The sequence below is a fragment of the Streptomyces venetus genome, assembly GCF_039540295.1.
Classification (GTDB): domain Bacteria; phylum Actinomycetota; class Actinomycetes; order Streptomycetales; family Streptomycetaceae; genus Streptomyces; species Streptomyces venetus.
The window spans coordinates 43781-60980 of sequence record NZ_BAABET010000009.1; the positions used below are offsets into that span (position 1 = coordinate 43781).

16 protein-coding genes are annotated in these 17200 nt (G+C 72.3%); 8 read left to right on the top strand and 8 right to left on the bottom strand.

Annotated features, from left to right (window positions below; translation table 11 throughout):
• Positions 1-19: 19 nt before the first annotated feature.
• Entirely contained in the window at positions 20-1705 is a 1686-nt protein-coding gene (locus ABEA82_RS27575; RefSeq protein WP_345664388.1) for a hypothetical protein, read from the top strand.
• Here the strand turns inward: ABEA82_RS27575 and ABEA82_RS27580 are convergent.
• Positions 1702-3201, bottom strand: a complete 1500-nt coding sequence (locus tag ABEA82_RS27580; RefSeq protein WP_345664389.1) for an SCO1417 family PLP biosynthesis transcription factor — start codon at positions 3199-3201, stop codon at positions 1702-1704. The genes ABEA82_RS27575 and ABEA82_RS27580 overlap by 4 nt on opposite strands.
• A gap of 100 nt (positions 3202-3301) precedes the next feature.
• Between ABEA82_RS27580 and yczE the strand changes: the two genes are divergently transcribed.
• The 4 genes from yczE to ABEA82_RS27600 all read left to right on the top strand — a co-directional run bounded on the left by yczE (position 3302) and on the right by ABEA82_RS27600 (position 6756).
• Positions 3302-3955: a membrane protein YczE gene (gene yczE / locus ABEA82_RS27585; RefSeq protein WP_345664390.1), complete on the top strand. Its 654-nt coding sequence runs from the start codon at positions 3302-3304 to the stop codon at positions 3953-3955.
• Positions 3952-4719 carry a glycerophosphodiester phosphodiesterase family protein gene (locus ABEA82_RS27590; RefSeq protein WP_345664391.1) on the top strand — a complete coding sequence of 256 codons (768 nt, stop codon included), beginning with the start codon at positions 3952-3954 and terminating at the stop codon, positions 4717-4719. The genes yczE and ABEA82_RS27590 overlap by 4 nt, the downstream gene beginning before the upstream one ends.
• 49 nt (positions 4720-4768) lie before the next feature.
• Positions 4769-6115, top strand: coding sequence for an MFS transporter (locus tag ABEA82_RS27595; RefSeq protein WP_345664392.1), 1347 nt, complete (start codon positions 4769-4771; stop codon positions 6113-6115).
• Between the two features lie 266 nt (positions 6116-6381).
• Positions 6382-6756: an RNA polymerase-binding protein RbpA gene (locus tag ABEA82_RS27600; protein WP_003988897.1), complete on the top strand. Its 375-nt coding sequence runs from the start codon at positions 6382-6384 to the stop codon at positions 6754-6756.
• A 162-nt stretch (positions 6757-6918) separates the two neighbouring features.
• On the opposite strand, the gene fxsA is transcribed toward ABEA82_RS27600, so the two are convergent.
• The 4 genes from fxsA to ABEA82_RS27620 form a co-directional block, all read right to left on the bottom strand.
• On the bottom strand, positions 6919-7494 hold the full coding sequence (gene fxsA / locus ABEA82_RS27605; RefSeq protein ID WP_345664393.1) for an FxsA family membrane protein: 576 nt from the start codon (positions 7492-7494) through the stop codon (positions 6919-6921).
• A 105-nt stretch (positions 7495-7599) separates the two neighbouring features.
• Positions 7600-8403 (bottom strand): polyprenol monophosphomannose synthase, encoded by an 804-nt coding sequence (locus ABEA82_RS27610; RefSeq protein WP_345664394.1) that lies wholly within the window; start codon positions 8401-8403, stop codon positions 7600-7602.
• Positions 8404-8934: 531 nt separating this feature from the next.
• Complete coding sequence (locus tag ABEA82_RS27615) at positions 8935-10539, bottom strand: amidohydrolase (protein ID WP_345664395.1); 1605 nt, start codon at positions 10537-10539, stop codon at positions 8935-8937.
• Between the two features lie 88 nt (positions 10540-10627).
• A complete protein-coding gene (locus tag ABEA82_RS27620) occupies positions 10628-11068 on the bottom strand; it encodes an Lrp/AsnC family transcriptional regulator (protein WP_039932055.1) in 441 nt (146 codons plus the stop codon).
• Between the two features lie 279 nt (positions 11069-11347).
• On the opposite strand from ABEA82_RS27620, the gene ABEA82_RS27625 reads away from it, so the two are divergent.
• Entirely contained in the window at positions 11348-11782 is a 435-nt protein-coding gene (locus ABEA82_RS27625; protein ID WP_345664396.1) for a hypothetical protein, read from the top strand.
• A 207-nt stretch (positions 11783-11989) separates the two neighbouring features.
• On the top strand, positions 11990-12238 hold the full coding sequence (locus ABEA82_RS38740) for a hypothetical protein (RefSeq protein ID WP_003988903.1): 249 nt from the start codon (positions 11990-11992) through the stop codon (positions 12236-12238).
• On the opposite strand, the gene ABEA82_RS27630 is transcribed toward ABEA82_RS38740, so the two are convergent.
• Positions 12201-13373, bottom strand: a complete 1173-nt coding sequence (locus ABEA82_RS27630) for an acyl-CoA dehydrogenase family protein (protein WP_345664397.1) — start codon at positions 13371-13373, stop codon at positions 12201-12203. The genes ABEA82_RS38740 and ABEA82_RS27630 overlap by 38 nt on opposite strands.
• A gap of 339 nt (positions 13374-13712) precedes the next feature.
• On the opposite strand from ABEA82_RS27630, the gene ABEA82_RS27635 reads away from it, so the two are divergent.
• Positions 13713-14975 (top strand): glycoside hydrolase family 18 protein, encoded by a 1263-nt coding sequence (locus tag ABEA82_RS27635; RefSeq protein WP_345664398.1) that lies wholly within the window; start codon positions 13713-13715, stop codon positions 14973-14975.
• A 51-nt stretch (positions 14976-15026) separates the two neighbouring features.
• Here ABEA82_RS27635 and ABEA82_RS27640 read toward each other — a convergent pair whose 3' ends face one another.
• Positions 15027-15683, bottom strand: coding sequence for a TetR/AcrR family transcriptional regulator (locus ABEA82_RS27640; protein ID WP_345664399.1), 657 nt, complete (start codon positions 15681-15683; stop codon positions 15027-15029).
• Between the two features lie 100 nt (positions 15684-15783).
• Complete coding sequence (locus tag ABEA82_RS27645) at positions 15784-17163, bottom strand: peptidase C39 family protein (RefSeq protein WP_345664400.1); 1380 nt, start codon at positions 17161-17163, stop codon at positions 15784-15786.
• Between the last annotated feature and the right edge of the window lie 37 nt (positions 17164-17200).

Consider the following 17200-nt stretch of genomic DNA (forward strand, 5'->3'; position numbering starts at 1 on the left):
GTACTGACTGGAGGCAGCAGTGGCCCGGCGCCCCCTCCCCCGCATTCTGAGCAACGGCGGCGCACAGCTCGCCCGGAGCCGGGAGCTGGCCCGGACGGCCGCCGACAGCGCCACCGACGTCCTCCACCCGCTGATCACGATCACGCGGGGCCTGCGCCGGCTGGCAGCGGCCGGGCGGCGCAGATGGGCCGAGACCCCCAAGGAGAAGCGCGGGGCGCTGCTGTTCCTGCTGGCCTCCGTGATCCTGGTCGTGGCGCTGGCTCCGTACGGGCCGCTGCTCGCCGCCATCACACTGATGGCGGCGGCGGCCTGGCAGGGCCGGGACGGTGCCGCGGCGGCACCGGAGGGCCCCGACGAGTCGCAGCGCCGGCGCCTGGAGTCGCTGTACGAGGCGCTCGTGCCCTACTTCTCCACCGCCGAGGACCCCGAGCCCCTGTACGCGCACGGCGGCGCGTGGGACAAGGCCTTTCCCACCTACGCGTTCGACGGCGGCAGCCGGATCTCGCACCTGGTGGTGCGCTACCCGGCGTATTTCGCGGACGGGGAGACCGAGGCCCGCGCCAGGATCGAGCACCTCCTCGCCGCCAAGTCGGGCCGTGGCCGCGAATACCACTTCACGTGGGACGAGGAAGGCAACCAGTTGACGGTCGACGTGCTCTCGCCGCTCGCCGTCGACATCGTCGCCCAGCGTTTCGTGACCGCCCCCGGCGAGATCGTCCTCGGCTTCACCGACCCGACCCGGGTCCGGCGCACCCTCCCGCTGACCTGCGGCGAACAGCGGCGGGACGCGCCCCCCGTCGTCTGGCGCACCGGTCTGCGCTCCACCGAGCCGCACCTGCTCGCCCTCGGCCGGCCGGGCAGCGGCACGTCCTCCCTGCTGCGGTCCATCGCCTTGCAGGCCCTCCGGCACGGCGACGTGGTGATCGTCGACGGCGGCGGCACCGGCGAGTACGCCTGCCTGACCGGGCGGGACGGCGTCCTGGCCGTCGAGTGCGGGCTCGCCGGGGTCCTGGCGAGCCTGGAGTGGGCCGCGCACGAGACCGAGCGGCGTCTCATCGCCGCCAACCGTGCCCACCAGGCGGGTCACCCACCGCCGGACGACACCAGGCGGCCGCTCTGGATCCTCCTGGACCGTCCGACGGCGTTCACCCATCTGGCCGCGGCGGACGACCGCGAGGACCCCCAGTCCCTCCTCCAGGTCCCCCTGCGGCACGGCCGCCCGGTGAACGTGACGGTGGTGGTGGCCGACCAGCTGGACTGCCTGGAGATGCTCAGCGAACCGGTACGGCACCACACGCGTGCCCGCGTCGTCCTCGGTCCGGCGACGCGCGAGCAGGTCGAGTCCGTCCTCGGCGCGCCCCCGCACACCACCCCCGTCGACGAGGTCCCACCCGGCCGTGGCTACGCCCGCCTGGGCACGGACCCGGTCCACCGCCTCCAGGTCCCGGCCACTCCCCACCCCTACGACGACGCGACGGCCGAAGCCCACCGCCAGGCGGTACTGGACCTCCTCCCGCCCCGCACGACACCGGCGGACGGAGAGACGGTGCCGGCACCGGCGGAAGCCGAGCCCGCGCCGGAGCCGGTCCCGGAGCCGACCGAAGCCGAGCCGGTCCCGGAGCCGGCCGAAGCCGAGCCGGTCCCGGAGCCGGCCGAAGCCGAGCCGGTCCCGGTGCTGACGAAGCCCACCCCCGCCGATCGCTAAGCGACGAACGTACGGGGTGCCTCGGTACCGCTGACCCCACCGGACTCCACGATCCGGGCCGCCGCCGCCAGCCGCGCGGCAGCCTCCTCCGCCACCGCGCCGCCCACGGTGAACGGCAACCGCACATACCCCTCGAACGCCCCGTCCACCCCGAACCGCGGCCCGGACGGCACCCGTACCCCGACCCGCTCCCCCGCCTCCGCGAGCCGCGACCCGGAAAGCCCCCCGGTCCGCACCCACAGCGTGAGCCCACCGCGCGGCACCTCGAACTCCCACTCGGGCAGCTCCCGGCGCACCGCCGCCACGAGCTCGTCCCGGTTCCGCCGCGCCTGCTCCCGCCGCGCCGCCACGGCCCGCTCCCAGCCGCCCGTCCCGAACAGCCAGTTGACGGCCAGCTGCTCCAGCACGGGCGTACCGAGATCCGCGTAGGCCCGCGCGGCGACCAGGCTGCGGACCACGTCCGGCGCGGCCCGGACCCACCCGATGCGCATCCCGGCCCAGAACGCCTTGCTCGCCGACCCCACCGTGATCACCGTGGACCCGGCCGGGTCGAACGCGCACACCGGCCTCGGCATCCGCACGTCCGGCTCCAGCCACAGCTCGCTCATCGTCTCGTCGGCGATCAGCACGGTCCCCGCGGACCGCGCGGCGTCCACCAGCCGCCGTCGCTGGTCGTCGTCGGCGAGCGCCCCGGTCGGGTTGTGGAAGTCGGCGACGACGTAGGCGAGGCGCGGGGCGGCATCGCGCAGGACCTGCCGCCAGCGGTCCATGTCCCACCCGGTGAGTCCCTCGGCCATGGCGACGGGCACGAGCCGGGCCCCGGCCTCCCGCATCAGCTGGAGGATGTTGGCGTAGGAGGGCGACTCGACGGCGACGCGCTCGCCCCGTCCGGCGAACAGGTGGCAGATCGCGTCGATGGCGCCCATCGCCCCGGTGGTGACCATGATCTGCTCGGGCATGGTCGGGATCCCGCGCGCTGTGTACCGCTCGGCGATCATCGACCGCAGCGCGGGCAGCCCGGCGGGATAGTCGCCGTGCGTGTGCGCGTAGGGCGGCAGTTCCTCCAGGGCGCCCTGGACGGCCCGGGTCAGCCACGGTTCGGGCGCGGGCAGCGCGGCGCAGCCGAGGTCGATCAGCGAGCCGAGGGCCTCCGGCGGCAGGGGCTCCAGCCCGCGCGCCGGCACGGGGTTCCCGGCCGGCACCGCGGTCCAGCTTCCGGCGCCCCGCCGCGACTCCAGGAACCCTTCGCCGCGCAGTGCCTCGTACGCGGCGGCGACCGTCGTACGGCTCACGGAGAGGGACAGCGCGAGTTCGCGCTCGGCGGGCAGCCGGGCGGCCACCGGGACCCGGCCCTCGAGCACCAGCAGCCGGATGCCGTCCGCGAGCGCGCGGTAGGCGGGCGGCCGGCGGGTGCCGGGCCCTGCCGGGCGGTCCTGCTGGGAGTTGAGCAGCCGGGCGAGTTGTGCCGCACCCACGGCCGAGGTCCACTGCGCCATCGGAATCAGTCCACCTTCCCCGGATTGGCCATGGATGGACTCTCCATCCAAGCCACAGGGTGTCATGCATCAGTCCACTACCACCACAGGGGGGCACCTCATGTCCACGCAGCGCCGTCTCGGCCGGCGGCTCATCCAGCTCTACGCGGGTCTCGCGCTCTACGGCGCGAGTTCGGCGTTCCTCGTGCGGTCGGGACTCGGCCTGGAGCCGTGGAACGTGCTGCACCAGGGCATCGCCGAGCGGACGGGGCTGTCGATCGGAATGGTGCTGACCCTCCTGGGCGCAGCGGTGCTGCTCGCGTGGATCCCGCTGCGCCAGCGGCCGGGGCTGGGCACGATCTCCAACGTGCTGGTCATCGGCATGGCGATGGACGCGACACTGGCCCTGGTGCCCGACGCGCACGGCCTGGCGCCGCGCATCGCGCTGACGGTGGCGGGGATCGTCCTGAACGGCGCGGCGACCGGCCTGTACATCGCGGCGCGCTTCGGTCCGGGCCCGCGCGACGGCCTGATGACCGGACTGCACCAGCGCACCGGGGTGTCGATCCGTCTGGTGCGCACGGGCATCGAGCTCATGGTCGTGGCGACCGGCTTCGCCCTGGGCGGGACCGTCGGCATCGGCACCCTCCTGTACGCGGTGTCGATCGGCCCGCTCGCCCAGCTGTTCCTGCGGGTGTTCGCCGTCCCCTCGGCATCCGGTGGCAGCACGGTCGTTGCCACCGGTCAACCGCGAGGAGCGATACTGCGTTCGTGACCCCGCGGATACGCCACCCCTATCTCGACCATCCCGGCCCGATCGCCTTCGCCCACCGGGGCGGGGCCGCGGAGGGGCTGGAGAACACCGTGCGGCAGTTCCGGTGCGCCGTCGAGGCGGGCTACCGGTACATCGAGACCGATGTCCACGCCACGCGGGACGGCCGGCTCGTGGCCTTCCACGACGCGACCCTGGACCGGGTGACGGACGGGGCGGGCCGGATCGCCGACCTGCCCTGGCAGGAGGTACGGCACGCGCGCGTGGCGGGCGAGGAACCGGTGCCGCTCTTCGAGGAGCTCCTGGAGACCTTCCCCGAGGTGCGCTGGAACGTCGACGTCAAGGCGGAGGCCGCCCTGCTGCCCTTCCTGGACCTGGTCGGCCGGACGGACTCCTGGGACCGGATCTGCCTCGGCTCGTTCTCCGAGGCGCGCGTGGTGCGCGCCCAGCGGCTGGCCGGCCCGCGGCTGGCCACGTCGTACGGCACGCGGGGCGTGCTCAACCTGCGGCTGCGCTCCTGGGGGCTGCCTGCGGCGGTGCGCCGCTCGGCGGTCGCCGCCCAGGTGCCCGAGATCCAGTCCGGCATCCAGGTCGTGGACCACCGCTTCCTGCACGCCGCGCACGCGCGCGGGCTCCAGGTGCACGTGTGGACCGTCAACGATCCCGAGCGCATGCACCGGCTCCTGGATCTGGGTGTGGATGGCATCATGACCGATCACATCGACACGTTGCGCAAGGTCATGGAGGACCGCGGCGTCTGGGTCTGAGACGTGGGGCCCATGCCCTCCGCGCGTTCACGGGGAAGCGAGGGCACGGGTGGGCACCGACACCGTGCATACCCCGTCGGCCGACGGGGCCGCGGAGCTCAGGCGCGAGCAGCGCGGCTGGTACTTCTACGACTGGGCGTGCTCCGTCTACTCGACGAGCGTGCTCACCGTGTTCCTCGGCCCGTACCTGACGTCGGTCGCCGAGTCGGCGGCGGACGCCGAGGGGTACGTGCACCCGCTCGGGATCCCGGTGCGCGCCGGGTCCTTCTTCGCGTACTCGGTGTCCCTGTCGGTGATCGTGGCGGTGCTGGCGATGCCTCTGGTGGGGGCCGCCGCCGACCGTACGGGCCGCAAGAAGCCGCTCCTCGCGGCCGCCGCCTACCTGGGGGCCACGGCCACCACGGCGATGTTCTTCCTGGACGGCGACCGCTATCTGCTCGGCGGGGCGCTGCTGGTCGTCGCGAACGCGGCGCAGTCCGTGGCGATGATGCTCTACAACTCCTATCTGCCGCAGATCGCCCCGCCCGAGCAACGGGACGCGGTGTCCTCCCGCGGCTGGGCCTTCGGCTACGCGGCGGGTTCCCTGGTCCTCGTCGTGAACCTGGTCCTCTACACCGGGCACGACGGCTTCGGCCTCTCCGAGAGCACCGCGGTCCGCATCTGCCTGGCGTCGGCCGGCCTGTGGTGGGGCGCGTTCGCCCTCATCCCGCTCCGCCGGCTGCGCGACCGCAGGCCGACCGCGCGGGGGGCGGCCCTCCCGGGCTTCCGGCAGCTCGCGGCGACCGTCCGCGACATGCGCCGCCACCCATTGACCCTCGCCTTCCTGCTCGCCTACCTCGTCTACAACGACGGCGTCCAGACGGTGATCTCGCAGGCCTCGGTCTACGGCTCCGAGGAACTGGGCCTCGGGCAGTCCACGCTCATCGGCGCCGTCCTGCTCGTGCAGGTGCTGGCGGTGGCGGGCGCGCTGGCGATGGGCCGGCTGGCCCGGACCTACGGGGCCAAGCGCACGATCCTCGGCTCGCTGGCCGCGTGGACGCTGACGCTGGCGGCCGGATACTTCCTGCCGGCCGGGGCGCCGGTGTGGTTCTTCGTCCTGGCCGCCGGGATCGGACTGGTCCTCGGCGGCAGCCAGGCGCTGTCCCGGTCCCTGTTCTCCCATCTCGTGCCGCCCGGGAAGGAGGCCGAATACTTCTCGGCGTACGAGATGAGCGACCGCGGGATGAGCTGGCTGGGGCCGCTGCTGTTCGGTGTCACCTACCAGCTGACCGGGAGCTACCGGGACGCGATCGTCTCGCTGGTGGGGTTCTTCGTCATCGGGTTCGCCCTGCTCGCCCGGGTCCCGGTACGGCGTGCGATCGCCGAAGCGGGGAATCCGGTTCCTGACAGGATTTAGCACTCGAAGCGAAAGGGCTGTAGTGTACGCGTTTGGCCTGCCAGGCGTACCGTTACTGCGCGTCAAAGATGCCGAAACGCTAGGTTACATCTGCCAGCAGATGTGACAAACCGGGCGCTGGTGGGTACAACAAGGGCGGCTACGACGGCGACGCATGACCCGGAACGGGACTCGGAACGGGAATCTTTACCGCCGACCGGACGTTGACCGGATGACGACGACAGCGACACCTGTCCTGTGGGCGACAAGCCCGGGAGGCACGATTCATGAGTGAGCGAGCTCTTCGCGGCACGCGCCTCGTGGTGACCAGCTACGAGACGGACCGCGGCATCGACCTGGCCCCGCGCCAGGCCGTGGAGTACGCATGCGAGAAGGGGCACCGCTTCGAGATGCCCTTCTCGGTCGAGGCGGAGATCCCGCCGGAGTGGGAGTGCAAGGTCTGTGGGGCCCAGGCACTCCTCGTGGACGGCGATGTCCCTGAAGAGAAGAAGGGCAAGCCCGCGCGTACGCATTGGGACATGCTGATGGAGCGGCGCACCCGTGAGGAACTCGAAGAGGTCCTCGAGGAGCGCCTGGCGGTTCTGCGCTCCGGTGCGATGAACATCGCGATTCATCCCCGAGACAGCCGCAAGTCGGCATAAGTCCCTTCGGGGCCTGGCCGAGATCACAGCGCATCAGACCGCGGGCGCCGTACGTGAAGTACGGCGCCCGCGGTTTTCTGTCTGCTCTGCCGGCCCATGGCCATGGCCTCTACCGCCTGAGGCCATAGGCCGCGCTCAGTGGCATGGGCCCGTGGGCCGCGCTCAGTGCGTGAGCGGCGGGCGCGGTTCCCGCGGGGCGTCGCCCGGCTCGTCCCTGATGACCTCGCCCTGGACCACCTTGCCGTCGGGGCGGTGCATCCGGGCCTGCTGGAAGGCGCCGCCCAGGGTGCCCGGGTCGGCCTCGCGGAGCTTGCGCTCGAAGGTGCGCTCCGCGGAACGGCTCACGGCCTTCTGGACCGGGGGCAGCAGCAGGAGCAGGCCCACGGCGTCCGACACCACTCCGGGGATCATCAGCAGCAGGCCGCCCAGCATCATCAGGCCGTTGCCCTCGCTGTTGGGCCGGGCCGCCTCGGGCATCACACCGCTCTGCTGCTGTTGCAGCGCCTCGGAGAGGTTGCGGAAGGCCCGCTGGCCGGCCCGCTTGATCACGACCGCGCCGAGCACGAACCCCGCGAGCAGGACGAGGAAGAGCACCAGCCCGCTCGACGCCCCCGCGATCATCGTGAGCAGCCAGATCTCCAGCACCAGCCACACGGCGATGCCCAACGGCAGGAACGTGCGCAGCCGGGAGCGCCGCGGCGGGGCGGGGTACCTGGGGGTCTGAGCGCCAGTCGTCATGACTCCAGTGTGCCTGGCCCCGGCTCAGTGCGGGATAAGCGCTCGATCAGGCGTTCTGTGCCCCGCCCTGCGACCCGAGGACCGGAAAGCGCTCCGGCGCTCCGGCTACGGTTTCGACGGCCTGCCGCCGCGCCCCGTGACCTTGCCGACCCGCTCGCCCACACCCCACGCCGTGACCCGCCACAGCGCCTCGACGAGGATGTCGCGGCTCATCTTGGAGTCTCCGAGTTCACGCTCGACGAAGGTGATGGGCACCTCGACCACGTGGTAGCCGGCCTTGACCGCGCGGCGGGCGAGGTCGACCTGGAAGCAGTAGCCCTGCGAGGCGACCTCGTCGAGACCGAGACCTTCGAGGGTCTCGCGGCGGAAGGCACGGTAGCCACCGGTGATGTCGCGCAGCGGCAGGTCCAGCGCCAGCCGGGAGTAGAGGCTGCCGCCCCGGGAGATCACCTCACGGGACCTGGGCCAGTTCACCACCCGACCGCCCGGCACCCACCGCGAGCCGAGCACCAGGTCGGCGCCCTTGAGGGCGGTGAGCAGACGGGGCAGCTCCTCGGGCTGGTGGGAGCCGTCGGCGTCCATCTCGACCAGCACGCCGTAGTCGCGCTCCAGGCCCCAGCGGAAGCCCGCGAGGTAGGCGGCGCCGAGGCCCTCCTTGCCCTTGCGGTGCAGCACGTGGACCCGGTCGTCGTCGACGGCCAGCTCGTCGGCCAGCTTGCCCGTGCCGTCCGGGCTGTTGTCGTCGGCCACGAGCACGTGCGCCTCGGGGACGGCCTCGCGCACCCGGCCGACGATGCTCTTGATGTTCTCCGCCTCGTTGTAGGTCGGGATGATCACCAAGGCGGTGCCGAGCGGGCCGAACTTCCTCCCCTGGGCTCCTGCCGCGAGGGTTCCGTCGCCGTCGTTCACTGATGCCCCTTCATGTCCGTACGCAAGGATCCACCATAGTGGCCTCGGCCTGCGATGACGTGACAGGACGTTCGAATGGTGGTGTCGAATCCGCGAGACGCGGGTAAGAATGCGCCTTCGGGTGCGAGCGTACGGCGGATGGGGGCCCGGCGCCCTTCGGGCCGACCTGGGACCCGCTGGCTGCGGATCGACCGAAAGCCGTTGTCTACTGAGCGTCCGGGCCCCACCCGGGTCACACCTCCCCGACCGGCCGGAACGTTCCCTCGGCGCTGTGCCGGCCTGAGCCTGGCTCCCAGTGGCGGTGCCCGGTGCGGCACACCGTCCCTGACCCGGCGGCGCTGCGCGAGTGCGCGACGTTCCCCGGTCGGGCGTCCGGTGGTGGACTGGGCCGAACCTACCGGCCCCCTGCGGCAACCTGTCAACAGCCGTTCGACCTGCGCTTTGTGCGGCAAATCCCTGGTCAGCGCGGAGGATGCGCAGGTCGCGCGCCGGGGGTGCGGCGCGCGATCTCGTGCGCGCCACCCCCGTAGATCACTCGCCCGGCCGTACGAAGACCGTGCGTCCGCCCACCACGGTGCGCAGGCAGACGGGCAGGTCGCGGCCCGGGGTCAGATCGGGCAGCCCCGGGATGCCGGAGCGGGGATCCGTCGACCAGCGGGCGACCCGGTCGTCGGGAGCCTGGACCACCAGTTCGCCGGTGCGCCACAGCGCGTAGTCGGCGGGTGCGCCCGGGACCAGGACGCCCGCGTCGTCCCGTCCGACGGCCCGCCAGCCGCCCCGCGTGTGCGCCGTGAACGCGGCCCGTACGGAGACACGGTGTTCCGGCGTGCGGTGGAACGCGGCGGCCCGGACCGTGCCCCACGGGTCGAGCGGGGTGACCGGACTGTCGGACCCGAAGGCCAGCGGGACGCCGGCCCGCAACAGGGCCGCGAACGGGTTCAGGGCCCGCGCCCGCTCGACCCCCAGCCGCTGCGCGTACATGCCGTCCTCGCCGCCCCACAGGGCGTCGAACGCGGGCTGGACGGAGGCGGTGAGGCCGAGTTCGGCGAAGGCGGCGACCGTCTCGGGCGTGAGCATCTCGGCGTGCTCGATGCGGTGGCGGGCGGCCCGGACCCGGGCGAGGCCGAGCTTCTCGGCGGCGGCCCGCACGCCCTCGGTCACGGCGTCCACGGCCGCGTCGCCGATGGCGTGGAAGCCGGCCTGGAGACCCGCCTCGGTGCAGGCCACGACGTGTGCGGCGACCGCGGCGGCGTCCAGGTAGGCCCTGCCGGTGTGGCCGGCGTCCGCGTACGGCTGGTGCAGACAGGCGGTGTGCGAACCGAGGGCTCCGTCGACGAAGAGGTCGCCCGCGGCGCCGATCGCCCCCAGTTCCCGGGCCTTGGCCACGTCCTGCTCGGCCCAGTAGCCGACGACGCGCGGTCCGGGCTCCTCGGCGGCGAGGCGCAGCAGTCCGGTGAAGTCGTCCTCGGAGGAGATCTCCGGGCCGGCGCACTCGTGGACCGTGCCGATACCGAGCGAGACGGCGCGTTCGAGGGCGGCGCGCTGGGCGTCGGCCCGCTGCCGCGGCGTCACGGCTGCGAACGCGACGGCGCGCACGGCGTGGTGGGCGTCGGCGGTGAGCGGTCCGTCGTCACGGGTGACGGCCTCGGGGATCAGGTCGAGCAGGGCCGTGGTGACGACCGCCGAGTGGACGTCGATCCGGCTGAGATAGAGGGGCCGGTGACCGGCGGCTTCGTCGAGCTCGGCACGTGTCGGCGGCCGGCCGCCGGGCCAGCGGGCGGCATCCCAGCCGTGCCCGAGCAGCACCCGGTCGTCGGGCCGGGCAGCGGCGAAGTCGCGTACGAGGGCCAGGGCCGCTTCGAGCGAAGGGGCCCCGGACAGGTCGAGGCCGGTGAGCGCGAGACCGGTCGCCGTGGTGTGCACGTGCGAGTCCGTGAACGCCGGAGTGACCAGCGCCCCGTCGAGGTCGACCACCTCGTCGACCCCGTCGGCGAATGCGTCGGCGGCCCCTTCGGACCCGACCCAGGCCACCTGTCCCCGCTCCACGACCATCGCCGTGGCGAAGGGATCGGCGGGACTGTGGACCTCTCCGCGACGGAGCAGAACGGTCTTCGGCGGGGTGCTGGACTCACTCATGGGGACAGTCTCACAGGCTCTGTCGCGGCGCCCGGAGAGGGGCGCCGGGAACTGCGCGATCGACCACGGACAGCCCGCGGCCGCGGCATCAGATCCGCGGCGGCCGCGCCTCGTAAGGCGTGGACAGCACGACCGTCGTCCGGGTCGAGACTCCGGCCAACGACCGCACCCGCGCCAGGAGTTCCTCCAGCTCGTGCGGTGTGGCGACCCGCACCTTGAGGATGTAGTTCTCGTCCCCCGCGACGCTGTGACACGCCTCGATCTCCGGCACACCGGCCAGCCGCTCCGCGATGTCGTCCGGCGCGCTGGGATCGAACGGCTTCACCGAGATGAACGCCGTCATGGGCAGCCCGACCGCCTCCGGGTCGACGACCGCGGCATAGCCGCGGATGACGCCACGCTGCTCCAGCCGCCGCACCCGCTGGTGCACGGCCGACGTGGACAGGCCCGTGGCCTTGCCCAGGTCGGTGTAGCTCATCCGCCCGTCCTTGACGAGCAGCTGCACGATCTGTCGGTCCAGCTCCTCCATGGCGCAAGAACCTACAGGGCGGCTGATCTCCTCGGATACCTGAGGAGCCCTGAGGAGCCCTGGTCATGCCCGGTTCGTGATGTGGCCGGAAGAGGACGGTCGGTCGTCCGGGGGGACAAAACCGCCGCAGTGGGCACCTGCGCACGGCATGTGACGAACGACACAGGCCCCGAACAGTCTCCGTGATGTTCTCGTGATTACCGCCGAGGGGGGACGGGAAGTGCTTGCTGTGGTCGAGGCCGCAGTGCCTGAACGGCCCAGCCCGAGGGGGAGAACCCAATGCAGAGTCTTAAGCGCCCTGGCCGCACCGCACCCAAGCGGCAGCAGCTCGTCGTCGAGCCCGAGCCGGAGGGCGTCGAACCCGACACCTTCGACGACGAACTCGACGCCTACGACACCTTCGAGATGTTCCGGGTCGTCTGCCCGGACTGCGCGCAGCCCATCGCCCTCCTGGCGGACGAGGAGGTCCTGCCGGAGCACGCGCTGTGCGCCTCGCCGTGGAACCCGTTCGGGCTCACGGTCTGCGCCGGGACGGGCCGCCGGGCCACGGACGCCCGCGCCGCCGACGAGTCCGTCGAGCCTCAGGAGCAGGAAACCGCCCTGCTGTTGACGCTCCCGCAGGGACTCGACTGGCGGACCCAGCCCTTCTCGCACGTCGGCGGGCCGGGCTCACGCCCCATCAGGATCCCCGTCATGCGCCGCCAGGCGGCCTGAGCGCGGGGCCTTCCGGCCCGCTCGCTCCACCCCGTAGCCGCGCCGCACCACGGCCCGCAGTCCGCCGTGGTGCGGTTCGGTGTGCCCTGACGAGCGGGCGGTACGCCGCGACAGGCTTCCGGAGGACACACGGAATCGGGCGTGCGTGAACGCACGCCCGATTCCGGCTGCCGGTGACCTGTCCGGCCTCAGCCGCGTTGCCCTGGTATGACCCCCATCTCCTCAGCGACCGGGCGTCAGCGCCTCCTGTACGTCCCGCCGCCCGCAGAATCGGTTCGGCCTCCCGCCCCGCGTTATCAGGACCCGCCGATCTACCGCGACCTGATGCGGGCCTGGGCCGAGCGCGGCCGCACCCTGCCGGGCCGTCACGACCCGGAGTGGATGCGGCTCGCGGCTCCCTGGCGCGGCCTCGACCAGTTCAGCGTTCCTCTGGACCCACGAGATGGCGGGCGATGACCATCCGCTGGATCTGGTTGGTGCCCTCGACGATCTGGAGCACCTTGGCCTCCCGCATGTAGCGCTCGGCGGGGAAGTCGGTGGTGTAGCCGTAGCCGCCGAGGATCTGCACGGCGTCGGTGGTGACCCGCATCGCCGTGTCGGTGCAGTGCAGCTTGGCCATGGCGGCCTGCCGGGCGAACGGCCGGCCCGCGTCCCGCAGTCGCGCCGCCGCCAGGTAGAGCGCACGCCCCGCCTCGATCTGCGTCGCCATGTCGGCGAGCATGAAGCGCAGGCCCTGGAAGTCGGCGATCGGCTTTCCGAACTGGCGCCTCTGCGTCGCGTACGCCAGCGCCTCGTCGAGCGCCGCCTGCGCCAGGCCGACCGCGCACGCCGCGATGCCGAGCCGTCCCGAGTCGAGCGCGGACAGGGCGATCGCGAAGCCCTGCCCCTCCTCGCCGATGCGGCGGTCGTCGCCGACCCGTACGTCGTCGAAGTTGACCTGCGCGGTGGGCGAGCCCTTCATGCCCATCTTCTTCTCGGGCGCCGCGGCGCTGACCCCCGGCGCGTCGCCCGGCACCAGGAACGCGGTGATGCCGCGCGGGCCCTCCTCGCCGGTGCGCGCCATGACCGTGCAGAAGTCGGCGATCCCGCCGTGCGTGATCCAGGCCTTGGTGCCGTTGATCACCCAGTCGTCGCCCTCCCGCGCCGCCTTGGTGCGCAGGGCCGCCGCGTCCGATCCGGAGTGCGGCTCGGAGAGGCAGTAGGCGCCGAGCAGGCCACCGCCGAGCATCGCGGGCAGGTGCTCGACCTGCTGCTCCTTGGTGCCGTAGGCGGCGAGCGCGTACGAGGCCAGGGTGTGCACGCTGACGCCGAGGCCGACGGTGAGGCGGGCCGCGGCGAGCTCTTCGAGGACCTGGAGGTAGACCTCGTAGGGCTGGTCTCCCCCGCCGTACTCCGAGTCGTACGGCAGACCGAGCAGGCCGGAGCGCGAGAGCAGGCCGAAGAGTCCACGCGGGAAGCGGCCGGCGTCCTCCTCCTCGGCCGCGTTCGGGGTGATCTCCTGCTGCGCGATGTCGCGGACGAGCGAGATCAGATCCCGGGCCTCGTCCGTGGGCAGTTGTCGGTCCACCGGCTGCGGGGCGCGGTCGGGCATGGCGACGCTCTCCTCCCTGTCGGGCACTGGCGGTCGGGCCCGTGGGTGAGGGCGGCGCCGCCGGGTCGTTCTGGTGCCTGGCCGATGCTTGCAGTCCCGGGTCTCGGAACCTGCTGACCAGCGGCTGTGCGCTGTGAGTATGCCCGATCGGAGGCATCCCGTCACCAGTTAACGACCGCTTACTTCAAGAAATACCCGAGCGGGTCCGGGAGGGCGAAATTGGTCCGCACCATTGACCCAACTGGTCTAGTCCTCCTACTGTTTCGCTCCACCGATTAACGCGTTCATGCCAATCGGCGCGCGTGCGCGCGTCCCTTCTCCCCCACGAGGAGACACCGGATGCACACCCCCCACCGCTCCCGCTTCCGGGCCATCGTGTCCGCGGTCTGTTGCGCCGTCCTCGGCGCCGGACTGCTGGCCGGCGCGGGCACCTCCGCCACCGCGGCGACCTCGGCTCAGGAAGCCGCCGCCGAGGCGAAGGCCGCTCCCGGCGCCAAGGCCGGCTCCAAGGTCATCGGCTACTTCACCGAATGGGGCACCTACGACCGCAAGTACTACGTCAAGAACATCGAGACCTCGGGCTCGGCGGCCAGGCTCACGCACATCAACTACGCCTTCGGCAACGTCACGGGCGGCAAGTGCGCGATGGGCGACGCGTACGCCGCCACCGACCGGGCCTACACCGCCGCCGAGTCCGTCGACGGCAAGGCCGACACCTGGGACCAGCCGCTGCGCGGCACCTTCAACCAGCTGCGCAAGCTGAAGCAGAAGCACCCGAACCTCAAGGTCCTGTGGTCCTTCGGCGGCTGGACCTGGTCGGGCGGCTTCGGCGAGGCCGCGCGGAATCCGGCCGCCTTCGCCCGGTCCTGCTACGACCTGGTCGAGAACTCCAAGTGGGCGGACGTCTTCGACGGCATCGACATCGACTGGGAGTACCCGAACGCCTGCGGCGCCACCTGCGACACCAGCGGCAAGGCCGCCTTCCGGAACCTGATGCAGGCACTGCGGACCACCTTCGGCTCCGGCAACCTCGTGACCGCGGCGATCACCGCCGACGCCACCCCGGGCGGCAAGATCGACGCCGCGGACTACGCGGGCGCCGCCCGGTACGTCGACTGGTACAACCCGATGACCTACGACTTCTTCGGCGCCTGGGACGCGGCCGGCCCGACGGCCCCGCACTCACCGCTGACCTCGTACTCCGGCATTCCGAAGGCGGACTTCCACACCTCGGCGACCATCGCGAAGCTCAAGGGCCTCGGCATCCCCGCCTCGAAACTGCTGCTCGGCATCGGCTTCTACGGCCGCGGCTGGACGGGCGTCACCCAGTCGGCGCCCGGCGGCACGGCCACCGGCCCGGCGGCGGGCACCTACGAACAGGGCATCGAGGACTACAAGGTGCTCAAGACCACGTGCCCGGCGACGGGGACGGTGGCCGGCACGGCGTACGCCAAGTGCGGCAGCAACTGGTGGAGCTACGACACCCCGGCGACCATCGGGACCAAGATGGCCTACAAGGACCAGCAGGGCCTGGGCGGTACGTTCTTCTGGGAGCTGAGCGGCGACACGGCGAACGGTGAGCTGATCAAGGCCATCAAGTAGACCGCGCCGGCCGACGGGGCGGAGGGGCCGTGCCGGATCCCTCCGCCTTCCTCACGCCCCCTGGCGGGCGGCCTCCGGGGCCGGGTACGCGGGGTCCAGGTCCTCGATCGCCCGCAGAGCGCCGCCGAGCCCCTTCAGCAGCAGCTCGCACATGGTCTCCCGGGGCAGTTCGGGGCGGTCGATCCATTCGAGGGTGGCGCCTTCGACGCTGCACACCCAGGCCAGCAGCCCCATACGCGCCAGCGGGGTGATGTCGACGCGGCCGTACGCCCCCTCGGCGATGGTGGCGACGATGGCCTCGCGCACGCCGTCGCGGATGGCGTGCACCTCGGTGTCGAAGCCGACGCCCCCGCTGACGATCGTGCGGTACGCGGCCTGGTTGTTCTCGGCGTAGCGCAGGTAGCGGTCTATGGTGCGCTGGACACGGTCGACCGGGGGCAGTTCGAGTCCGCTCGCCGCCAGGGTGACCAGGTCGGTGACCGAGTCCTGGATGATGGCCAGGTAGTAGCCGCGCTTGGACTGGAAGTAGTAGTAGATGAGCCCTTTGGCGACGTGCGCCTGCCGGGCGATGTCGTCCATCGACAGGGCGTCGTAGGACGTGTCGGCGAACAACCTCCGCCCGATGGCGATGAGTTCGGCGCGGCGCGCCAGGGAGCGCTCGGTGCCACGGGCCCTGGGACGCGCGGCGGGTTGTTGACTGATATTCAATTTCGACCCTGGTTCCAGCAGGCAGGCGAGGCGGGACACCCGCAGTATGGCAGGTCGGAGGGCCCGGTCATGGGTCAGGTCACAGTGGCTCGCGGCGGGGTCACGCCCGCACACCCACGGCCGCCAGCGCCTTGCGCTGGGCCGCGCTCGGGCGCGCCGGGAAGTACAGGTAGCAGACGCCGCCGGTACCGGAGACGACCTTGCCGGAGGCGTTGTACCGCTTGGTCCGCAACCAGATGTTCTCCCACTCCCGCCGCCGGTAGACGCGCCGCACGGCCTCGTTGCTCTCCGAAGCGGGGTCGCACGCGATCACGTCGCCGCCTGCCGTGAAGCCGACGACGGCCATCAGGTGCCCGGAGGTGCCGTACCCGGCCCCGGTCAGCTCCTCCTTCAAAAACGACTGGGACGTTATGGCCGGGATGCCCGCCGCGATCAGCGTCTGAAGGTCGCCGAGCGAGCCGAGCCGGGTGACCACGGCCTGGAGGTCCTCGAAGGTGGCGGCGTAGGCGGCGTTGAACGGCCAGTTGCCGCAGCCCGCGTACTGGTAGTCGTAGGTGAACCGGGCCGCGTGGCACACCTGCGGATCGGCGTACGACGGGTCCACCCAGGCCAGCCGCTCGGGGGTGAGCCTGCCTCCCCAGTACTCGACGACCATCTGGGACGAGGTCGGGCTGCACCAGGCCTCGCCGCCGTTGTCGTACTCGGGGTACTGGCCCTTGTGGATCTCCTGCGAGTACCGCGGCACGGCCAGTTCCCTGGCGAGGCCGGGCACGGACGCCGGGACGGTGAACCGGTCGGGCACGTCGGAGCCCATCACGCCGAGCCGCCACACCATGGGCGTGGCCTTGGTGCCCGGCCTGCGGTACAGGGTCAGGCGCAGTCGGCAGGAGGCCATGCGCAGTCCCGTCGGCGGATCGTCGATCGCCAGCGTGTCCGTCCAGACGGTGCTCCTGCCGTCACTCTGGTCGTCGACCGAGGTGCGCCGGATGTCCTGGTCGCCGGCCGCCCAGCGGCCCATCACGTACCAGGGACTGCTGGTGCCGTCGGTGTAGTCGGCCCTGAGCTCGGCCTGGAGCCATGTACCGGCCGGGGTGCGCGCGTTCCAGGAGACGATCGCCTCCGTCGCGGGGACGGCGAACCGATGGGCGGGGGACGTCCAGGTGCCGTACTCCCAGGCGGCCGTGGTGCCGGTGTGCGGATCCGTGTAGTCGGTCGCACCGGCGGGCGTCGCGATCACCACGCCCGGCCGGGTGCCCGCGACGGCACGCGTGCCCCGGAGGGTGCCGCCGTGCCAGTCGCCGTACGAGATCCACGCCCGGTTGTCCACGGTGCGGGCCGGGACCGCGCGAGCGGGGCCTGCGGCGTCGGTCGTCATGGGAGCCTCGGTGACGGCGGCCGCCGGGCCCGCGCTCGCCGTGACGGCGGCGGCGACCGCGGCGGCCAGAACGGTTCTGCGGGAGGGCTGTTCGGCTCTGCTCATGGCAGGGACCCCCGGTTGTCGGAGTCGGGCACGGGCG

Excerpts from the sequence above, each read along its gene's own strand:
- ABEA82_RS27580 (WP_345664389.1), bottom strand. The coding sequence starts at position 3,201 with ATGGCGCAGTGGACCTCGGCCGTGGGTGCGGCACAACTCGCCCGGCTG.
- yczE (WP_345664390.1), top strand. The coding sequence starts at position 3,302 with ATGTCCACGCAGCGCCGTCTCGGCCGGCGGCTCATCCAGCTCTACGCG.
- ABEA82_RS27600 (WP_003988897.1), top strand. The coding sequence starts at position 6,382 with ATGAGTGAGCGAGCTCTTCGCGGCACGCGCCTCGTGGTGACCAGCTAC.
- fxsA (WP_345664393.1), bottom strand. The coding sequence starts at position 7,494 with ATGACGACTGGCGCTCAGACCCCCAGGTACCCCGCCCCGCCGCGGCGC.
- ABEA82_RS27615 (WP_345664395.1), bottom strand. The coding sequence starts at position 10,539 with ATGAGTGAGTCCAGCACCCCGCCGAAGACCGTTCTGCTCCGTCGCGGA.
- ABEA82_RS27620 (WP_039932055.1), bottom strand. The coding sequence starts at position 11,068 with ATGGAGGAGCTGGACCGACAGATCGTGCAGCTGCTCGTCAAGGACGGG.
- ABEA82_RS27625 (WP_345664396.1), top strand. The coding sequence starts at position 11,348 with ATGCAGAGTCTTAAGCGCCCTGGCCGCACCGCACCCAAGCGGCAGCAG.
- ABEA82_RS38740 (WP_003988903.1), top strand. The coding sequence starts at position 11,990 with ATGACCCCCATCTCCTCAGCGACCGGGCGTCAGCGCCTCCTGTACGTC.
- ABEA82_RS27630 (WP_345664397.1), bottom strand. The coding sequence starts at position 13,373 with ATGCCCGACCGCGCCCCGCAGCCGGTGGACCGACAACTGCCCACGGAC.
- ABEA82_RS27635 (WP_345664398.1), top strand. The coding sequence starts at position 13,713 with ATGCACACCCCCCACCGCTCCCGCTTCCGGGCCATCGTGTCCGCGGTC.
- ABEA82_RS27645 (WP_345664400.1), bottom strand. The coding sequence starts at position 17,163 with ATGAGCAGAGCCGAACAGCCCTCCCGCAGAACCGTTCTGGCCGCCGCG.